At 46.6% G+C, this 19,273-nt stretch carries 13 protein-coding genes and 2 pseudogenes; 8 read left to right on the top strand and 7 right to left on the bottom strand.

The annotated features are described in order from the left end of the window. The first annotated feature begins 30 nt into the window (after positions 1–30). Positions 31–453, top strand: a complete 423-nt coding sequence (locus DES37_RS05625; RefSeq protein ID WP_110025145.1) for an META domain-containing protein — start codon at positions 31–33, stop codon at positions 451–453. On the opposite strand, the gene DES37_RS05620 is transcribed toward DES37_RS05625, so the two are convergent. Then, positions 454–729: a putative hemolysin gene (locus DES37_RS05620; RefSeq protein ID WP_036112929.1), complete on the bottom strand. Its 276-nt coding sequence runs from the start codon at positions 727–729 to the stop codon at positions 454–456. A 314-nt stretch (positions 730–1,043) separates the two neighbouring features. Between DES37_RS05620 and nifJ the strand changes: the two genes are divergently transcribed. Further along, complete coding sequence (nifJ, locus tag DES37_RS05615; RefSeq protein ID WP_110025144.1) at positions 1,044–4,577, top strand: pyruvate:ferredoxin (flavodoxin) oxidoreductase; 3,534 nt, start codon at positions 1,044–1,046, stop codon at positions 4,575–4,577. Between the two features lie 31 nt (positions 4,578–4,608). Here nifJ and DES37_RS05610 read toward each other — a convergent pair whose 3' ends face one another. Both DES37_RS05610 and DES37_RS05605 read right to left on the bottom strand, forming a co-directional pair. Continuing rightward, positions 4,609–6,861 carry an autotransporter outer membrane beta-barrel domain-containing protein gene (locus DES37_RS05610; protein WP_170123730.1) on the bottom strand — a complete coding sequence of 751 codons (2,253 nt, stop codon included), beginning with the start codon at positions 6,859–6,861 and terminating at the stop codon, positions 4,609–4,611. A gap of 703 nt (positions 6,862–7,564) precedes the next feature. Next, positions 7,565–7,730 (bottom strand): annotated as a pseudogene (locus tag DES37_RS05605) (NADP-dependent isocitrate dehydrogenase); the annotation flags it as partial. 454 nt (positions 7,731–8,184) lie between these two features. On the opposite strand from DES37_RS05605, the gene DES37_RS05600 reads away from it, so the two are divergent. Together DES37_RS05600 and DES37_RS05595 are read left to right on the top strand one after the other, a co-directional pair. Next, positions 8,185–9,213 carry an HNH endonuclease signature motif containing protein gene (locus DES37_RS05600; RefSeq protein WP_110025142.1) on the top strand — a complete coding sequence of 343 codons (1,029 nt, stop codon included), beginning with the start codon at positions 8,185–8,187 and terminating at the stop codon, positions 9,211–9,213. Positions 9,214–9,222: 9 nt separating this feature from the next. After that, entirely contained in the window at positions 9,223–9,729 is a 507-nt protein-coding gene (locus DES37_RS05595) for a YrhA family protein (RefSeq protein WP_110025315.1), read from the top strand. A gap of 797 nt (positions 9,730–10,526) precedes the next feature. Here DES37_RS05595 and DES37_RS05585 read toward each other — a convergent pair. Further along, positions 10,527–11,051 carry a hypothetical protein gene (locus DES37_RS05585; RefSeq protein WP_110025141.1) on the bottom strand — a complete coding sequence of 175 codons (525 nt, stop codon included), beginning with the start codon at positions 11,049–11,051 and terminating at the stop codon, positions 10,527–10,529. Between DES37_RS05585 and DES37_RS05580 the strand changes: the two are divergent. After that, a pseudogene (locus tag DES37_RS05580) lies at positions 11,029–11,898 on the top strand (tyrosine-type recombinase/integrase); the annotation flags it as partial. The gene DES37_RS05585 and the pseudogene DES37_RS05580 sit on opposite strands and share 23 nt — an antisense overlap. Positions 11,899–11,946: 48 nt before the next feature. Beyond that, positions 11,947–12,873, top strand: coding sequence for a tRNA 2-thiocytidine(32) synthetase TtcA (ttcA, locus tag DES37_RS05575; RefSeq protein ID WP_110025140.1), 927 nt, complete (start codon positions 11,947–11,949; stop codon positions 12,871–12,873). A 499-nt stretch (positions 12,874–13,372) separates the two neighbouring features. Here ttcA and zntB read toward each other — a convergent pair whose 3' ends face one another. After that, positions 13,373–14,356, bottom strand: coding sequence for a zinc transporter ZntB (gene zntB / locus DES37_RS05570; RefSeq protein ID WP_110025139.1), 984 nt, complete (start codon positions 14,354–14,356; stop codon positions 13,373–13,375). A gap of 163 nt (positions 14,357–14,519) precedes the next feature. Here zntB and DES37_RS05565 point away from each other — a divergent pair, with 163 nt between their 5' ends. Continuing rightward, a complete protein-coding gene (locus DES37_RS05565) occupies positions 14,520–15,701 on the top strand; it encodes a GGDEF domain-containing protein (protein WP_146211494.1) in 1,182 nt (393 codons plus the stop codon). A gap of 47 nt (positions 15,702–15,748) precedes the next feature. Next, positions 15,749–16,093: a hypothetical protein gene (locus DES37_RS05560; RefSeq protein WP_110025137.1), complete on the top strand. Its 345-nt coding sequence runs from the start codon at positions 15,749–15,751 to the stop codon at positions 16,091–16,093. A gap of 5 nt (positions 16,094–16,098) precedes the next feature. Here the strand turns inward: DES37_RS05560 and DES37_RS05555 are convergent, their stop codons facing one another. Both DES37_RS05555 and DES37_RS05550 read right to left on the bottom strand, forming a co-directional pair. After that, positions 16,099–17,352: a mechanosensitive ion channel family protein gene (locus DES37_RS05555; protein ID WP_110025136.1), complete on the bottom strand. Its 1,254-nt coding sequence runs from the start codon at positions 17,350–17,352 to the stop codon at positions 16,099–16,101. Between the two features lie 318 nt (positions 17,353–17,670). Beyond that, positions 17,671–19,272: a peptide ABC transporter substrate-binding protein gene (locus DES37_RS05550; protein ID WP_245930013.1), complete on the bottom strand. Its 1,602-nt coding sequence runs from the start codon at positions 19,270–19,272 to the stop codon at positions 17,671–17,673. Position 19,273 lies beyond the last annotated feature (1 nt).

Below are 19,273 nucleotides of genomic sequence, written 5' to 3'. Positions count from 1 at the left end.
CGGACATGGACACTCTCAGGGAGTAATAAAATGAAGAAAGTGATACCCGCTTTACTGGCTATGATGGCTCTGGCTGGTTGCGCTCAGGAAGGTTCGGCCCCTGTAGGCGCACAACTTGCTGACCAGTCGTTTGTACTGAAAACATTCAATGGCAAACCACTGGCAGATAACTCGCGTCCGGCAAGCCTGCGCTTTAGCAATACGCTGCAAGTATCAGGCAATATGTGTAACCGCTTTATGGGCCAGGGTAGCCTTGAAGGTAATACCCTAACGGTTGCAGGAATGGCAGGCACCAGAATGCTGTGCGTTGAACCACAAATGAACCAACTGGATAATGTTATCGGCAAGATGCTAACCCAGGGCGCAACAGTAACATTAACTGCTGATACGCTTACCCTGAAAGCTAATGACGATACTCTGGTTTACCAGCGTATGGCAGGTACCGGTAAATAATCAGTACGTTCCACAATTACCCGCGGCAAGTGCGTTCTCGTTACAGCGTTTGCCGTTGGGTAATGCACAAGTGCCAATCATGGAGCCATCAAGCTGGCGTGCCGCAAGTACCATTCCGCCTACCATTGCACAGTTTGCCTGGCCTGTGCCGGACATGACTGATTCGAGTGGGCTGCGGGTATGTGCCGCAGTTGCTTGTTGTACCGGTTCATTACTACTGCATGCTGTGAGAAAAAGAAGCGCCACCCCTGCCGCCACAATAAAACCTGCCTTCATGCGTTTTCTCCTGTCCACCCGGGCTGTGTCTGTATAGTCTTTTTTGACAAAACCTTTGCATCATAGGCCACACTTTTCACTACGTCGACCCTGAAACCCGCGAGTTTTCAGGGTTTTTGCTATTTTTTTTGTTACGGCGCACATTTTTAACTCATACATTAAGTGACAGTGTCACGAATTATTCTGTAACGAACAACCAAAATGCCAGGACACGGGGAGAAAAATTGCTTCGCTTCGGGTTTGCTAGACTCAAAACATAATGACAAAAAGCCTGCACTATGCAGGCCTTATGAATGCAATGTTGAGGAACTTTTATGATAACCACTGATGGCAATGGCGCTGTTGCGTCCGTCGCGTATCGTTTAAATGAAGTTATCGCCATTTACCCCATAACCCCAAGTTCCGTGATGGCGGAACAGGCAGATGCCTGGTCTGAAAATGGGGTAAAAAATGTTTGGGGTGATGTCCCCAGAGTTGTCGAGATGCAATCTGAAGGTGGTGCGATAGCAACAGTTCATGGTGCGTTGCAAACCGGTTCGCTGGCCACCTCTTTTACCTCATCTCAGGGGTTGTTGTTAATGATCCCAACGCTTTATAAACTTGCCGGGCAACTTATGCCCTTTGTGCTGCATGTGGCAGCAAGAACCGTAGCAACCCACGCGTTATCCATTTTTGGCGACCATTCGGATGTCATGGCAGTCCGCCAGACCGGTTGTGCGCTGTTGTGTTCGTCCAACGTACAAGAAGCTCAAGACTTTGCCCTAATTTCGACCATGGCAACTCTTGAAAGCCGGGTGCCTTTTGTGCACTTCTTTGATGGTTTCCGTACTTCCCATGAGATCAATAAAATCTCGCCGCTAAGCGATGATACATTGCTCAAACTGATACCTGAATCAGCCATCCAGGCTCACCGCGAGCGGGCACTGGACCCGGAGCACCCGGCTATTCGTGGTACATCGGCTAATCCGGACACCTGGTTCCAGGCCCGGGAAGCCACAAACCCGTGGTATGACAGGCTCAGTGGTATAGTTGAGCAGGCCATGGAAGCATTTGGCGAGCAAACCGGGCGGCACTATCAGCCCTTCGATTATTACGGGCACCCACAAGCTGAACGTGTGGTGATTATCATGGGTTCAGCCATCGGTTGTTGTGAGGAAGTTGTTGATTACCTGGCCGCCAGAGGTGAGAAAGTCGGATTGCTCAAAGTCCGGCTATTCCGCCCTTTCAGTGCGCACCATTTTTTATCCGCACTCCCCGGTAGCGTTACTGATATTGCGGTAATGGATCGCACCAAGGAACCGGGTGCTGTTGCTGAACCCCTTTACCTTGATGTCATGACAACGCTGGCCCAGGCCTGGCAACAGCACCAACGGGCGACACTGCCCCGGGCTATCGGTGGCCGCTATGGGTTATCTTCTAAAGAGTTCGACCCGCGTTGCGTGCTGGCTATCTTTAATGCACTTAGCCAGGCCGAGCCCCCCACCCGTTTTACTGTGGGGATATTTGATGATATTACTCACCTTTCTTTGCCGTTACCTGATGAATCCCTGCCATCGTCCTCCCGCCTTGAAGCCCTGTTTTATGGCCTGGGCAGCGATGGTTCTGTTTCAGCAACCAAAAATAACATCAAAATTATTGGCAACAGCACCCCCTGGTATTCACAAGGTTACTTCGTTTATGACTCAAAGAAGGCCGGTGGGCTGACAGTTTCGCACCTGCGTATTGCGGATACACCGGTACGCTCTACCTGGCTGGTAGAAGAAGCCGACTTCATTGGCTGCCACCAGTGGCAATTCGTTGATAAATACTCAATGGTGGACAAGCTGAAACCTGGCGGTATTTTCCTGGTAAATACCCCTTACCCGGAAGAGGAAGTGTGGCAACGGCTTCCACAGGAAGTGCAGGCGATATTACGCCATAAACAAGCCCGGTTATGGGTTATCAATGCTGCAAAAATCGCCCGCGAGTGCCAGTTAGGCGCACGGATAAATACGGTCATGCAAATGGCTTTTTTCCATTTAACGCAGTTATTACCGGGTAATAAGGCGCTGGATGCATTAAGGGAAGCCATTGCGAAGAGTTACCAGAGTAAAGGCCAGGAGCTGGTAGAGCGCAACTGGCAAGCTTTAGCACTGGCCGAATCATCGCTTCATGAAGTACCAACAGGTGATGTTGACAATGCCAGCCACCACATGCCGCCGGTGGTCTCGCACACCGCACCGGACTTCGTGAAAACCGTCACCAGTGCCATGATTGCCGGGCTTGGAGATAAACTCCCGGTTTCCGCATTTCCACCAGATGGCACATGGCCCGTTGGCACTACCCGCTGGGAAAAACGCAATATTGCTGAAGCGATTCCCATCTGGAACCCGGGAATTTGTACCCAGTGTAACCACTGTGTTGCCGCCTGCCCGCACTCCGCAATACGAGCAAAAGTTGTTGAACCTGAAGCCCTTGATGCAGCGCCGGAAACATTGCAGTCACTCGATGTTAAATCACGGGATATGCGGGGTCAGAAGTACGTATTGCAGGTGGCACCGGAAGATTGCACAGGTTGTGATTTGTGTGTTGAAGTTTGCCCGGCCAAAGACCGCGAAAACCCGGATATTAAAGCGATCAATATGCAGCCACGTCTTGTGCATGTTGAGCAGGAAAAACAGCATTACGATTTCTTCCTGTCACTGCCAGACCGGGATCGCAGCACACTTGAACGGATTGATATCCGCACGTCACAACTGCTTACGCCATTGTTTGAGTATTCCGGCGCCTGTTCTGGTTGTGGTGAAACGCCTTATATCAAGCTGCTGACGCAGCTTTTCGGCGACCGTTTGTTGGTAGCCAATGCCACTGGCTGCTCTTCTATTTATGGTGGCAACCTGCCAACCACACCATGGACAACCGATGCCAATGGCCGCGGCCCGGCATGGGCAAACTCGTTGTTCGAAGATAACGCTGAATTTGGTTTGGGCTTTAGGTTATCCCAGACTCAGCATCGCAAACGGGCTGAACGCCTGCTGGCAGAGCTGGGTGGCACTGTACCTGGTACCTTACGCAGTGCGTTAAGTGAACCGGCAAGTGTTGAGGAACGCCGCGAGCAAATCAGCCAGCTGCGCGCTCTTCTTCCTGATATAGCCTCACCCGCAGCGGCTGAACTGCTGCATGTGGCGGACTACCTGGCAGAGCGCTCTGTGTGGCTGATTGGTGGCGACGGCTGGGCTTATGATATTGGCTATGGCGGGCTGGACCACGTGATGAGCCTGACCGAGAACGTTAATGTGCTGGTGCTGGATACCCAGTGTTATTCAAATACGGGCGGGCAGGCATCGAAAGCCACACCGCTGGGTGCGGTGACTAAATTTGGCGAGCGCGGCAAACGCAAGGCGCGTAAAGATTTGGGCGTGAGTGTGATGATGTACGGGCATGTGTATGTTGCACAGATTTCTCTGGGAGCCCAGTTAAACCAGACAGTTAAAGCCATTCAGGAAGCGGAAGCATGGCCCGGGCCGTCGCTGATCATTGCTTACAGCCCTTGTGAAGAACATGGCTACGACCTGGCCCTGAGCCACGACCAGATGCGCCAACTGACTACCAGTGGTTTTTGGCCACTATACCGGTTCGACCCGCAACGGGCAGAACAGGGGAAAGTCCCTTTACAACTTGATTCCAGACCACCTTCAGATGCACTACGGGAAGCATTACTCAATGAGCAACGTTTTAAGCGCCTGAACAGCCAGCAACCTGAGGTGGCAGAGCAATTGTGGCAAGAAGCAGCGCATGACCTGCAAAAACGCTACGACTTCCTGGCGATGCTGGCCGGGAAAGGCGGGCCAGGCCAGCCCGCTGAATAAGAGTAAACCCCGGGTGTTGCCCGGGGAAAAATCAAAATGCAATACGGAAACCAGCAGTGCCTTCAATGGGTGACTCTATATAGCGCCCTTTCTGGTAAGCTGCTTCAGCATAAATATGTGTGTGGGCACTAAGCGCCATTATGGTGCCTGCACCATATCTTGCTGAGGTACCATCTGTATTATTGGTAATATGGTGCTGCCCGTTGATAACAACTTTATTGCCTTTGGCAAACTCCTGTACCACCGCCACATGGGCATAAGGCTTAACTGACCAGGTATTTGCCTGCCATTGCGTCCCTACCCGCGTTCCCGCTTCCAGTTTATTCGACAGGCTGCGGCCCGTTTGTGCCGTCATCCCATTGGTTAATGACACATCGCCATTGCGCACCTGAAAACGCGTGCCACGCACATAAGGTGTGAGATTTACCGGTTGTGACTGCATTAGCCGCCAGCCTGCTTCGCCATCCAGTGTGTAACCATAGCGTAGCCAGTGGCCTGTTGTACGCTGGCCGTTCGTCATGGTTGCGCTTAACTGATTTTTGAAGCGATGTGTTTTTACAGCGGCATCGAGGTAGAATCCGGAATCCTGCAACCACGAGGTGTACAGGCCACCAGAAGCACTGGTGATTTTGCTTTTACCACCCCGGGCATGCTCAACATGGTTATCGGAAAACGCAATATAGCTACCCAAAACCCAGTCTGCGCTCTCAAAGCGATTACGCCTGTCTGCCCCAATGCCCATACCATGTTGTTGCATGCTGAATGCAGCGCCATTATCTGCATTAACCCGGCTGTAGCCTCCCAAATAGTGCCCCCATATATGGCGGTCTTCATCGCTACGCATTGGGAGTGTTTGCCGGTATGCTCTGAGTGCATCCAGTTCATGGCTCATCACATTGAGTGGTGCGGTTGCCATATTGAGAACGGCGTCAGTTGAGGGGGTGGTAATGGGTTTTCCGCCACCATTTTCATTCCCATCACCGCCATTATCACCGCCGTCTCCACCATCACCACCATCACCGCCGCCGTCCCCACCATTCCCCGGCTCGTCGGTCAGTACGCCCAGATACCAGATATTGCCATTCAGATTGTCTTTATCTTGTTGGTTATAAAGCGTATACATATACGCGCCGCCATCAACAGCGTAGCCTGTGGTGCGTTGTTCATTGCCAAGGTAAAAATCAATATCACCCTGTTTATCCTGAATAAGATTGACAGTTAAATCATCATGGTCACTAATTTCTCTTCCGGAGTCGTTAACTATTACACCAAAGGTTCCACTACCCTGATCAATAGTGACAAAATTAGTCGCGCGGTCAGCTAATGAGGTATTAAACATAAACTGCCCGTTACCTTCTATATTACCTATAGTTAGTGCCGGGAAGTTTTCATGGCTGTTATCTGGCAGAAAGGCAATAATGCCATCGGCGACATTCAGATTATCAATATGCGCAGACTCCCAACCAGAACCAGAGTTATTACCAGTAATAACGAGTACCCCGCCATGGTTGCTCACAGAATCAGCTGTTGCGCCGTCATCCATCCATAACTGACCATTGTTATTCAGGTTAACGTTATTGACCGCCTGCGCACCGGATTCAAGCCAGGTTTTACCGCCCTCATTAATTGTTGTATTGACGGTTTTACCACCCGCGTTTACCACCTGCAGCCCGCCCTCATGAAGCGTTGTACTGTTCGCTACCGCTCCGGCCCGAACGGTTTGCTGGCCACCATAAACCTGGGTATCTGTTGCCTCGCCCCTGACATCCTGGATACCTGCCAACATAATTGTGTTAACGGCCTGGCCACTAACCAGTTGAGTACCCCCGCGGATCTCTGTGTTTTCCGCTTTACCATCTACCAGCACATTTTGATCGCCACCGCTTAAAATCGTGGTGAAATGTGCTTCGCCATCAACATCCTGGAAGCCACCAAATTCAATGACTGTATCAAATGATACGCCTCCATTCGAGATACTTTGTTTACCGCCATCTTTTATTACTGTTTTTGTAGTTAAGCCGCCATCCTGAATAGTTTGTGTGCCACGGTAATTAATGGTGGTATCTTGAGCATTACCATAGATATATTGATAAGCACCAGAATTAATAGTTGTCGTTATTGCTTCACCAAAAACATTCTGTATATCACCCGCACCGAGAATGATATTAGTAACACTCTCACCAGCATTTATATCTCCGGCATTTTGAGCGGAGATTTTTGCAGAAAAAAACACACTTCCCACAGCAAGTGACAACGCTAACGGTTTCATTGCGTACTGTTTCATTAAGCCTCCTGCTTTTATTAAAAATTCTTTCACACCAAAAAACGGCGCCATCCTATAGCTTAATTATTTTTTTGAGAACCCGGCAGCGATCAATTTTCTAAATCTTTACGTCAAAATACTCAATCAGTTATTTAAATAACTACTGGTAATTAATTATCTATAAAACCTATTCAGTGAATTTATAGATAAATTAATTTTACAGACTGCATAGAGCTAATCTTGCTGATTATACATCTGCCCCACCACCTGGACTGGCCAGTTAGCTCCTGAATCAGTTACGCCCAGAAATCAGGCAATAAAAGCGGGAAGTGGTGAAAACGTGCTGGCTTTCGCCGTGGTAATCCGTACCATACGCAGCATACTTTTTTACTGTGCCTTAACCTGTTCGGCCACCCTGTTGAAAACGCGAAGCATCAGCGCAAACCTGTATAGCATTTGCTGCACAGAAGTGAACTGCCTTCTCGTTACTGCCCGAGAGTTTTAGAATGCAAGATAATCAAGACGTTACCAAGAAAGAACAATACAACCTGAACAAACTGCGATGAATTATTAAACCCATTGATATTTCTATATTTTATTTTTATTTCAATTAGTTATGAACTAACGACATTCACATTAAAGTACCTACACCAACATTTTTAATGCCCCTTTTTTGCCCCTATATGTAATTTTTGCCCCTGTTTTTGCCCCTGTTTTTGGCAGATTACATGTTCGCGATAATCGCGTCGCCAAACTCACAACATTTCAGCTGGTTAGCCATCCATCAGACACTCGAAATCGTAAGTTACGGTTTTGGCAGCGATTGCACCTTCCATACCTTTAACGATTAAGTCAGCTACTTCGAACCACTGCATGTGGAGCAGCAGTAGTTAAAAGACATGTTTTTAATTTGTCGATTTTAAGAGATAAATTAGCTAAACCAGCGTCATTTCATGTGCTCTGGTTGAGTTTATAACTTGTTGTTTTGTATAGAACGTGCTTTCATTTTGATAATCGGTTTTAGGGACAAAATAGATAAAATGTCACATATGATTCCTGTTCTTGCTTTTCTTCTATAAAGTTCATATGAATCAGTTAGATAATTTCATTCTCTTTCAAAAGAACCACGCAAATACGTTAAGTTTTTTTCATTAGAATTCAGTTAGTTGCTATTTTTGGCGTGAAAGATCGGGTTGATTTCGTGCATGTATAGAGTGAATTCTTACATCAGTTCTGCACCCTGTAGCTACTTCACCCGTTAATTTTCAGATTAAACCTATAGAAACAGATCTCTCACACTCGTGAAATACCCTTTCACTTAATACGCATAAGGTGCCAGGGATCGTGACACCCCACTCATACCAAACAAAATCAGTGGATGACATCTATCTTGATGACATACCGAATATACGGCACCCCGCTGCTGCTGTTCGAGATATGGAATACACCGCCAACTCAAACAGTATCATTCAGGAGTGGAGCCTTCCTGTCGGATACGGTGCATTTGTTAACAAATATCGTGTATTCCACCGTCAATTCACCTGGATGGCATACCGCGATGTTCTTAATGACCTAAGAAACGGTAAAATTGTTCTTTTGAGAAATAATCATTCAGGAAGCGAGATCTTCCCGGTTATCACACAATCAGGACAACTACGTAATGATTTACCGGCATCAATGTATTTCCGTCTCAGCTACATAACAGATAATCAGTTAAAACGCCCAGTACACTACCGGACGATCAACAGCAAAGCCGCGGGCAGACTGCTGGCAGCTGGTGGGCTATATAATGGTAATATTGAAGGCTTCCGGCGTACTGCCGAGCAGTTAGGCGGCGATGCTGCAAAAGGATATGATCAGGTACTCAATCAAACGACCTCAGGATTGCTAATATCGGCAGCATCACTTCTGGTCGTAAGAAACCCAATGGCAGCAGAAGAACTTACAAGTTATCTTGGGAAATACAAGCAAGCCCATGTTCTTTTGGATGACATGAATGTTCAGCAGATAAATTATCTCAGACGCGACCGTGGTGAATATGCATTGCTTCGTAATCAATTTAATAGTTCAGTCCGACCTAATTTTCTAAAGTCACTGTCCGAACATCCTGATGCATTGTCAACGTTTGATGCTGGTAGTCTGGAAAGGCTTGCAGGTGGTAAGACTCCCGCTGGGTGGCAGGTTCATCACAAGATCCCTCTTGATGATGGTGGAACCAACGATTTTGATAACCTCGTTCTCATCCAAAATTCACCCTATCATTCAGCACTAACAAAAACACAGGCGATCATAACTAAAGATCTTCCGTATAATTCAGGTACAGATGTTTTGTGGCCCTCGCCGAATGGCGTCATTTACCCAGTAGGGAAATAGGTGATCAATGTGAACGATACCAAACAGTGTATAAACCAATTTAAGAAGCTTATGGTTGCCGACAAGTATCACGTAACTAATCCTGTACCTGCTAAAGTTATGTCAGACTTGATGCAAAGCCTACCCCCTGCCGATTGGGATGAGACCAAACAAAAAGTCTTCTACGATATTCAGAAAGTTCTATCAATTAGACCAGAATATGCGCAGCTATTTAATGAAATGGATGGACTGGAATACAATGGTCTAACGATTTATAGTCTTGCTCAGGCAGAAAATGGGATACCCTCATGGGACAACATATACATTCAAAATTTAGACAATCGAGATAATGATATTTATGCCTCACCACATCTTACTGATAAGATAATTATTGGCGAAGATGGCATGTCTGTGTTTTGCTACAACTTTACTGATGATATTTTCGAAATCCGTGACAGAGTTGCGCCAGACTACGTGATAGAATCACATAAGGATTTTGCGGATTTTTTAACTGCTTTATATTCAACTGTATGTTGATCATCAAATCAAAGCAGATACTTATTTTATGTGTAGTAAGTATCTGTTTTTATTATTTATTGTATACGTAATAAAATTATAGCAGGGGTAGTGCAATGAAGTCTATTTTAGTACCAACCAGCCAAGAGTCTATGTCCCGGCTCGATTTTGATAATGCGTAGCATGACATCAGCGCTCTTATATCTCAGCAAGCCGTAACACATGAGGCTTTAGCTGATTCACTATAGGAAATAGCTGAAACTTATCAGTGAATCATCTTTTTTAAACACTAACATACAGTTTTCTTACCAGTAATTAAAAAATAGAAATTAATACTTGTGAATAATAAAAATACAATGAAAGTCGTTATCGCAAGTGACAGAGATTACGAAAATCTGATTACTGAAATTTACTGTAATGATGCATTTATAGGGCTCACACAGCAAGAAGAAGGAAAAAAATAATTTCAAAGTCGAATTTTCAAACAGTAATACCCCAATCAGTCTTGAATGGTTACAAGAAGCATTACAGGTGGCTAAGGAAAAATTGCTTCAATAGTACCGAGACTCTTAAGTTAATTATAACAATGAATATTAAAAACTGAAAACCATATCATTCTCCCCAAGGCTGGCTGTTGGGTCCGCAATGAGCGAACAGCGGACTAAGAAATCAATTTTCCTTTCTTAGCCATGTTACAGCTTTATCTATCTTCCCCCTTTCAACTGCTGTCTCGTGTTTTCTGGATAACGTATTGTGCATTTTAACATCCAGAGAGGGGCTAGCGAGAAGTGAAACTGGATTGTGATTAGAAAAACGAGTCACAGGTCTGGATAAATCAATGTGAAAATCGAAAGAGAAAATTGAAAATACAAAATTATCTTTTTCTTTTTTTTTGCCGGGAATAATACGCTATACCTCGCGGTCCAAAATGCTGGTGATATTTCAACTCGAAAATTTAAAGGGTTTGTCTCTTTGTCATATAAATATAACCTCATTGCCTCCTTGATATGCTCATTGATTTCAATAGGCTTATAGTTGCTACCCCACTCGAAAGTTCCACGCCAAAATATGCTTATTGCAAAGTAATAAAGATCATTCATTTTAATTTCATTAGCGAAGCCAGGGCCTATAGATACTTGGGGAGCTAAGTTACCACCTTTATTCCATATTGGGATGAGTTTATATTTTGCAATTTTAAATAATTCAGCAACGTCAACTTTATTTACTGACGGCAAACATTTTTCAGAAAAATAATCTTCACCATTTATCTTTAGTTTATGTTCACATTCAGGGCAAAGTAAATATTTTTTCAATTCCTTTTCTACGATACGCCACAGCGACATTCTGAAATACAGAAAGGAGCTACTGAACGGTGAGACACTTTACCTGGCGAACCCCAGGAGTAATAAACAGGGTCGCACGGTGCGTACCGTAAACAACTATATATCACTACTGTGCTCCCTTCTTCGGTTTGCTCACAAATCAGGCTTTATCAAAAATAAGCCCTTTGAAGGGATCAAGAAACTACAGAAAGGTAAAGTTAAACCGGACCCTTTAACAAAGCAGGAGTTTAGTTTGCTGTCAGGCTCCGAGACTGGTCAGAGTCTGAATATGTGGACGTTCGCCATTTATAGCGGCGTTCGGCACGGTGAGTTGGCCGCGCTAGCCTGGGAAGATATCGACTGGGAAAAAGGCACGGCTCGTATCCAGCGTAATCTTAATGCCTTGGGTATGTTCGGCCCACCCAAAACCGATGCTGGCAATCGGGTTATCATTCTATTAGAGCCAGCGCTTAAGGCTCTTAAAGCGCAGCGCAAACTGACAGCACTGTAGCCGAAAACAGAGATCGTTTTTTATCATCGGGAATATGGCGCGTCGGAATCTCAAAATCTGCGTTTCGTTTTCATGCCCAGGGTACGCAAGGGTGAACAGAAAGCCTACTACTCTTTATCGAGCATCGGTGCGAGATTCAACGCAGCTATAAAACGTGCTGGCATTCGTCGCCGGAATCCGTACCATACGCGGCATACTTTTGCCTGCTGGCTTTTATCTGCCGGCGCTAACCCCTCTTTCATTGCGAGCCAGATGGGGCATGAAAATGCGCAAATGGTTTATGAAGTCTACGGTGCGTGGATTGAAGAATTGAACGGCGAACAGGTGTTGATGCTTAACGATAAGCTGGCGCTTTAAAAAATTTTGCCCCTATTATGCCCCTGCTGGCTCCGAAGGTAGTAATAAATGCAAGATAATCAAGATATTAACAAGAAAGAACAATACAACCTCAATAAACTGCAAAAGCGTCTGCGGCGCAATGTGGGCGAAGCTATCGCTGATTTCAATATGATAGAAGAAGGCGATCGCATTATGGTTTGCCTTTCTGGCGGGAAAGACAGTTACACCATGCTCGAAATACTGCGTAACCTGCAGCAAAGCGCACCAGTAAACTTTACGCTGATTGCAGTAAACCTTGACCAGAAACAGCCTGGTTTCCCCGAGCATATTCTGCCTGAATACCTTGATACCATTGGCGTTGAGTACAAAATTGTTGAAGAAAATACGTACTCTATTGTCAAAGACAAAATTCCGGAAGGTAAAACGACCTGTTCACTTTGCTCACGTTTACGGCGTGGTATTTTGTACCGTACAGCGACTGAACTTGGTGCCACCAAAATTGCGCTCGGTCACCACCGTGATGACATTCTGCAAACTCTGTTTCTCAACATGTTTTATGGCGGCAAGCTTAAAGGCATGCCACCCAAACTGATGAGCGATGATGGCAAACATATTGTTATTCGCCCCCTTGCCTACTGCAGAGAAAAAGATATTGAGCGGTTCTCCACGGCAAAAGCATTTCCAATTATTCCGTGTAACCTGTGTGGTTCACAGCCTAACTTGCAGCGCCAGGTGATTGGCGACATGCTGCGTGACTGGGATAAGCGCTACCCGGGCCGTATTGAGACCATGTTTCGCGCCATGCAGGATGTTGTTCCTTCTCACCTTTGTGACACGGAATTATTCGATTTCAAAGGGATTCACCACGGTAGTGAAGTTGTTGATGGCGGCGATCTGGCTTTTGACCGCCAGGAGATCCCTTTGACCCCGGTTGGCTGGGAAGAAGACAATGAATCGAAAACCCAGCGGCTGGATATCCTTGAAGTAAAATAACTGATGAATATAAAACGGGCTACCAGGCCCGTTTTATATCTCCGCCCCGTTTCCTGATGTATTAATTCACCTGATACCTGCCCGGCTGCGGCCCCGCGGGTTACATTGCGTGTTTTATACCTACAACTAATGCACCAAAGGGTGCGGATCAGGATCCGGTACAGGCTCATGAGGCACAGGGTCAGGCCGCGGGTGTGGTTTGGTTACAGGCACCGGCTCCGCGGGAAAAGGGTCACATTTCATATCACCTCCTTTTGCTTCCTGCATAAGCTTAGAACGCCCCGGAAAACAGGCAAAAAAAAGCCGACAAATTTTGTCGGCGTCGTACGAATTAATCTTGCTATGCAGTAATTCAAAAAAGGAAGTAAGACAATATGGAGCGCAACGCCCATCGCTTGACGTTGCATTCACCTGCGAAATTGATATTGCCTTTTTCATCAGGCAAATTTATTGATATGGCTCAATATAATTGCCCCTTTAGTTCGATAATTCTTGTTGTTTACAGCCAGTTACTACGTTTTAACCACACAATAACAGCGACAACAAGAATTACCAACATAAGGCAGAAAAATGCAAAGCCAAACCCCCAGCTACCACCAGGAATACCGCCGAGATTAACGCCAAACAAACCTGTCAGAAATGTACTCGGAAGAAAAACCATAGCCATAAGTGACATGGTATAAGAGCGGCGGGATAATGATTCCTGCATCATTTGTGATATTTCATCGGCCATTATTGCAGTACGTGCGATACAGGCATCAATTTCATCCAGCCCACGGCCCAAACGGTCTGCAATATCCTGCATCCGCCGTCTTTCATCGTCATCCATCCATGGCAGGCGTTCACTGGCAAGACGCGCAAACACATCACGTTGTGGTGCCATATAACGGCGCATTACTATCAGTTGCTTGCGCAATAACGCAAGTTGCCCACGCTGAGGAATTTGCTGGTCAAGCAAATCATCTTCCAGATCGATAATCTGATCATGGAGTTGTTCAATAAACTCACTGGCATGGTCAGTTAACGCATCACACACATCAACCAGCCACCCGCCGACATCTTTCGCACCGGTACCGGATTTCAGGTCATTAATCACATCATCTAAAGCCAGAACCTGACGCTGCCGCGATGTGATTATCATGTTTTCATTGATATACATCCGCATGGCGACCAGTTGGTCCGGGCGTTCATCTGTACTGCCATTGATGCAGCGCAGAGTAATAAAGGTACCTTCACCCATGCGGGTAACGCGTGGACGCAGGCTTTCTCCGGCCAGCAAGTCTCTTGCCATATCCGGTAACAGAGGGGAATTTGCCAGCCAGTCGGCACTTTGCGGATGGGTATAATTAAGATGCAGCCAGCATGGGTGTTGCTTATCAACACATTCGGATTGCTCTAACGGCACGATGCCACCCATGCCATCAAAACGCCAGATAAAAACGGCATCAGAAACGAAAAAATCTCGCCCGGTTAACCCACTCAAATCTACCCCCTGTTCACTCTTTGTGTTCCATCATTGTGTTATGCAGATGAAGCTATGACTCAGTTTTTACTATTAATTTAGCAAAACATTACATCTTATATAACATTCTACTAAAATCCTTTGTAGCATTGGTATGTAACACTTTACCCAAAAGGAAGCTGATTTGTTCAGACGTAAAGTATGTAAGGCATTTGACTTGCGCTATGAGCAGACACGCCAGCACGCCATTATTATGAGCGCCAACTGGTTTCTGTGGGTTAACCTTTTGTTCAGTATCGTCATTTTAGTCCGTTACTATTTTAACCCCAGCGTAAATCTTGCCATTCCGGCCGGGCATGCGGATTTCTCACATTTACCACTATTTGCAGTCATGGTGATAAGCGCCGCGGTGCTGTATATGCTGAAATATTCACCAGACAGGCTCTCGCGTAATATATGGACTATGCTGCGCGTAACGATGCTAATCCTCAGCCTGAACTGGTGCCTGGTGTTGTTTTTGTTGTTTGCCAGTGGCGGGCGCCCGGTTATTTTCGCTCTTGCGTCTATCTTATTGCTTACCGGGTTGATAGCACTTTATGTTGATGCTCTGGCGTGGTTTTTGTTCAGTGTGCCACTTCAGGCAGCCATTATTATTACCAGCCTGGTTTTCACCAGCTACATCACCGTAGTGAATGTACTGGCTTATATTGCTCTGGCTTTATTGGTTGAATCTGCCCGGCGCATGCTCAATACCTGGTTTGTTCTCGCCATACACCGGGAACAAGAAAATAACGATTTGATTCAACGCCTGGAAATTCAGGCCAATTGTGACCCTCTTACTGGTTTAGCTAACCGTAGGGCTTTCCAGGTCATGTTAGATAAGGCCGTGCAGCGCGCTTCTTTTCAACAGGGCGACAGTACCTTCTCAATGCTTATGCTCGATGTCGATAAATTCAAAAACTACAATGATTTTTATGGTCACCAGGCTGGTGACTCATGCCTGATTCAGGTTGCGGAATCTATTGAAAACGCAGTTCGGGCTAACCTGGATTTAGTTGGGCGGTTTGGCGGTGAGGAGTTTATTGTTTTATTGCCCCAGGCATCGGCCACGGACGCAGCCGACATTGCAAAGCGGATACAAAGCGCACTCAGCATGCGAAATATTGAGCACATGGCTTCAGATGTTACCAATAAAGTGACAGTAAGTATTGGTATTGCAGAATGGTCGCCCGGGTTGACTGCCAGCCAGTTGGTTTCCCGGGCAGACAGCGCGCTGTATTACGCAAAACATAGTGGCCGCAACCAATATCAAATGTTCTACCCGGCAAATAACCCGGTAAAAGAGCAAACAGTAAAACAGGCTTAAATATTGATATACTGGGTCTATTATAAATTACATCGCAATGGTACCAGATGACTGATAACTGGACACATAACCCACGAGTCAACCTGCGACTCTCCCGCTCCGTTAGTGCTGCCATTCTTGGCGACATCAAAGCACTGCTTCCCCATGAAGGGATTCAAATATTTATTAATGAGCTTGATGATGAAAATTACGCCACACTGGAATGCCAGCAAAATGACGCTATCGCTGCGTTATTGGTGCCCATTTTAGTGGTATGGCGGCAACTGGGCTATATCGGAAATATTGTGTGGCACGGTGGCAAAATCACACGCGATGTTACCACTGCCACACAATTTCAACTGCTTAGTTTAATGAAAACGCCACTGGCATTATTTGTTATCCGCGAAGCGTGATACGGCTACGAGCCAGCACGCGCAGAGGTAGCAAGGTTGCGCATATCATTCCCCGTTGGCGACTGGTGCACACGTAAACCAAATTCACCAATTACTGCATAGATATGGTCAAAGATATCTGCCTGGATGGCTTCATATTCAAGCCAGGCGACAGTATTGGTGAATGCATAAATCTCCAGCGGTAAGCCATCCACCCCGGGGGATAACTGGCGAACCATGGTAGTCATGTCAGGGTGAATTTTCGGGTGCTGGTTCAGGTACGCGGTCAAATAGGCGCGAAAGGTACCGACATTAGTCATTTGCCGTACATTCAGCACTGATCCAGACTCGTGGTCATTTTCCCGGTTCCAGGCTGATAACTCGTCGTTTTTCTGTGCTAAATAAGGCGTTAGAATACGCGACTGCTGCAAGTGTGCCAGTTCATCGTCAGAGAGGAAATGGATGCTGGTGGTATCAATATTAATGCTGCGTTTAATGCGGCGCCCGCCAGACTCCGACATCCCCTGCCAGTTCTTAAATGCATCAGAAACCAGTGCATAGGTTGGGATAGTGGTAATCGTGTTATCCCAGTTTCTGACCTTCACCGTTGTCAGCCCAATATCAGTAACGGCACCGTCAGCGCCATATTTGGGCATTTCCAGCCAGTCTCCCTGGTTTAGCATACGGTTGGCTGAAAGCTGGATTCCAGCCACCAGGCCAAGAATGGGGTCTTTAAATACCAACATGAGCACCGCAGCCATGGCACCCAGGCCACTAATCAAAATCGCCGGTGATTTGCCAATTAATACCGAAATCATCATGATGCCAATCACGATGGCACTGAGCAGTTTCATGCTCTGGACAATCCCTTTAAGCGGCAGATTCCCGGCGAATGGCAGTTTGCGGGAAACCACAAATGAGACGTCCATCAGGGAGAAAAAGGCCAGCAGCCCATACAGCATCACCCATAACTGTGCTGCAGTGAGTAAAAACAAACTGGCTTCACTCCCCACCTCTAACCACAGTAAAACCTGAATGTGCACAATAATACCCTGCAGCACGAAGGCCAGGCGGCGAAACAGATGGTGCTGGGTAATAACCTGCAGCCAGAGCTTGTTACTGCTTTGCGCGCGCTTTTCAAAAGCACGTAACACCAGGCGGTGTAAAATGAGGTGAACAACGACAGCCGTAAACAAAATGATCGCTAATACCGATACCAGCGCTAGTGAGTTAGTTAAATTAATGCCGTAACGCCCGGCAAAATGCATGAGTTCCTGCATACAATCTCCTTTTTATTCAGGCGCTATCTTGCCTTCCCACAATCCCTGGTGCAATGGTTGTAACGTACAGAATGGACGAGCTTTGATGCTAATGGTTGGCTAAAAGATAATAGAGACGATGAACTTCAGAGGCAGATAAGAGGGATTTGCCCCTCCGGCGCTTATCTCCGGCACTCACAATGTGGTGTTAGCTCTTTGGGGGCAAAACGATAATAAGATATCAGATAAATCTGATCAACACTCCTGTGAGCAAAAATCGCCCGGCATCACAAATTGTGGCCTAATCCTGGCACAACCCCGCCTGCAGCATAGCCTGCGTTAATGCTTAATGATGTACATTGTCCGGCTGTAAGCAACATCTTCAGGGTTGTCTATTGGGTAACCTTTAACCCAGGGTTTAATCAAACGCCCGTTGGTGTACTGGTAAATCGGCGCAATTGGGGCCTGTTCCGCGAGGATTTTTTCGGCTTCATCATAGTCTTTATTGCGCGCTTTTTCGTTTGTTTCACTGGCAGCCTGGGCAATAATTTTGTCGTAAGCACTGGAGCTGAAACGAGAAATGTTGCCACTGTTAGTGGATGTCAGAAGAGATAAAAATGTTGATGCTTCATTGTAATCACCAATCCATGAAGCACGGATAACATCAAAGTCCCCGCTACGGCGGCTATCGAGATATGTCTTCCACTCCTGGTTTTTAAGGGTGACTTCAGCACCCAGTGCTTTACGCCACATTGAAGCAATGGCAATGGCAATTTTTTGGTGGTTTTCTGACGTATTGTACAGCAGTGAAAGCTTAAGCGGTTTTTCAGGCCCGTAGCCTGCAGCTTTCAGCAACATTTTTGCCTGCGAATCTCGCTCTTCCTGCGTCATTTCCTGGAATAAAGCCGGTTGTGGCGTGAACCCTTGAGTAACATCTGGCGTAAAATGCCAGGCGGGTTTTTCGCCGGTACCCAGAACCTTATGAGCAATAATATCGCGGTCAATAGTCAGACTAAGCGCTACACGCACGCGTTGATCTGCTGTCGGCCCTTTTTGAGTATTAAACGCGTAGTAATATGTGCCTAACTGAGGCGGTGTATAGACTTGCCCTGGAATGGTTTCCAGCAGCTTGTGGTACATATTCTTCGGGAAGGACTCAGTTATATCAATGCCACCGGACAAATAACGCTTAGTTGCCGATGATTCCTGGTTAATCGGAATAAATGTCACTCTGGTGAGTACTGTTTTGGCATTATCCCAATACTGCCTGTTAGGTGTTACGACCAGTTTCTCATTGACGACTCTGGAAGCCAGTACAAAAGCGCCATTACCCACCAGGTTTCCCGGTCGCGTCCAGTCATTACCATATTTTTCCACTGTTGCCTGTTTTACTGGATAAAGCGCAAAGCTGGCTGTTAGCAGTGGGAAAAAAGGCACGTTTTTATCAAGCTGTACCTGCAGGGTTCGGCTGTCAAGCGCACTGACACCCAGCTTTTCCGGAGCCATTTTCCCTTCAATAATAGCCTGGGCATTATCTATTCCGGCTAATGCAGCAAATGATGCAAAAGGTGAGCTGGTCTTCGGGTCTACCAGGCGGCGCCAGCTATAAACAAAGTCTTCTGCAGTGACCGGAGAACCGTCAGACCAGCGGGCATCGGGCCTCAGAGTGAACGTCCAGATACGGTTGTTATTGGTCTGCCACTTTGTTGCCACACCGGGGATCAGTGCTCCGGTAGCATCCTGATTAGTAAGCCCTTCAAACAAATCACGAATTACCTGAATTTCCGGTAACCCAACTGCTTTAGCAGGGTCCAGTGATGCAGGTTCATCTTTAATATGGCGATTTAATTCCTGCTTTGCAGCAAGTTGAGTCCCTGGAGGCACATCGGCAGCAAAGGTAGCCGTTGTGGCACCACCAACGATAATCGCACTGCAAAGCATT

The organism is Mangrovibacter plantisponsor (assembly GCF_003182475.1).
GTDB classification, from domain to species: domain Bacteria; phylum Pseudomonadota; class Gammaproteobacteria; order Enterobacterales; family Enterobacteriaceae; genus Mangrovibacter; species Mangrovibacter plantisponsor.
Note: the sequence above shows the minus strand (reverse complement) of the source record. Positions and strands in the feature narration are given on the sequence as shown.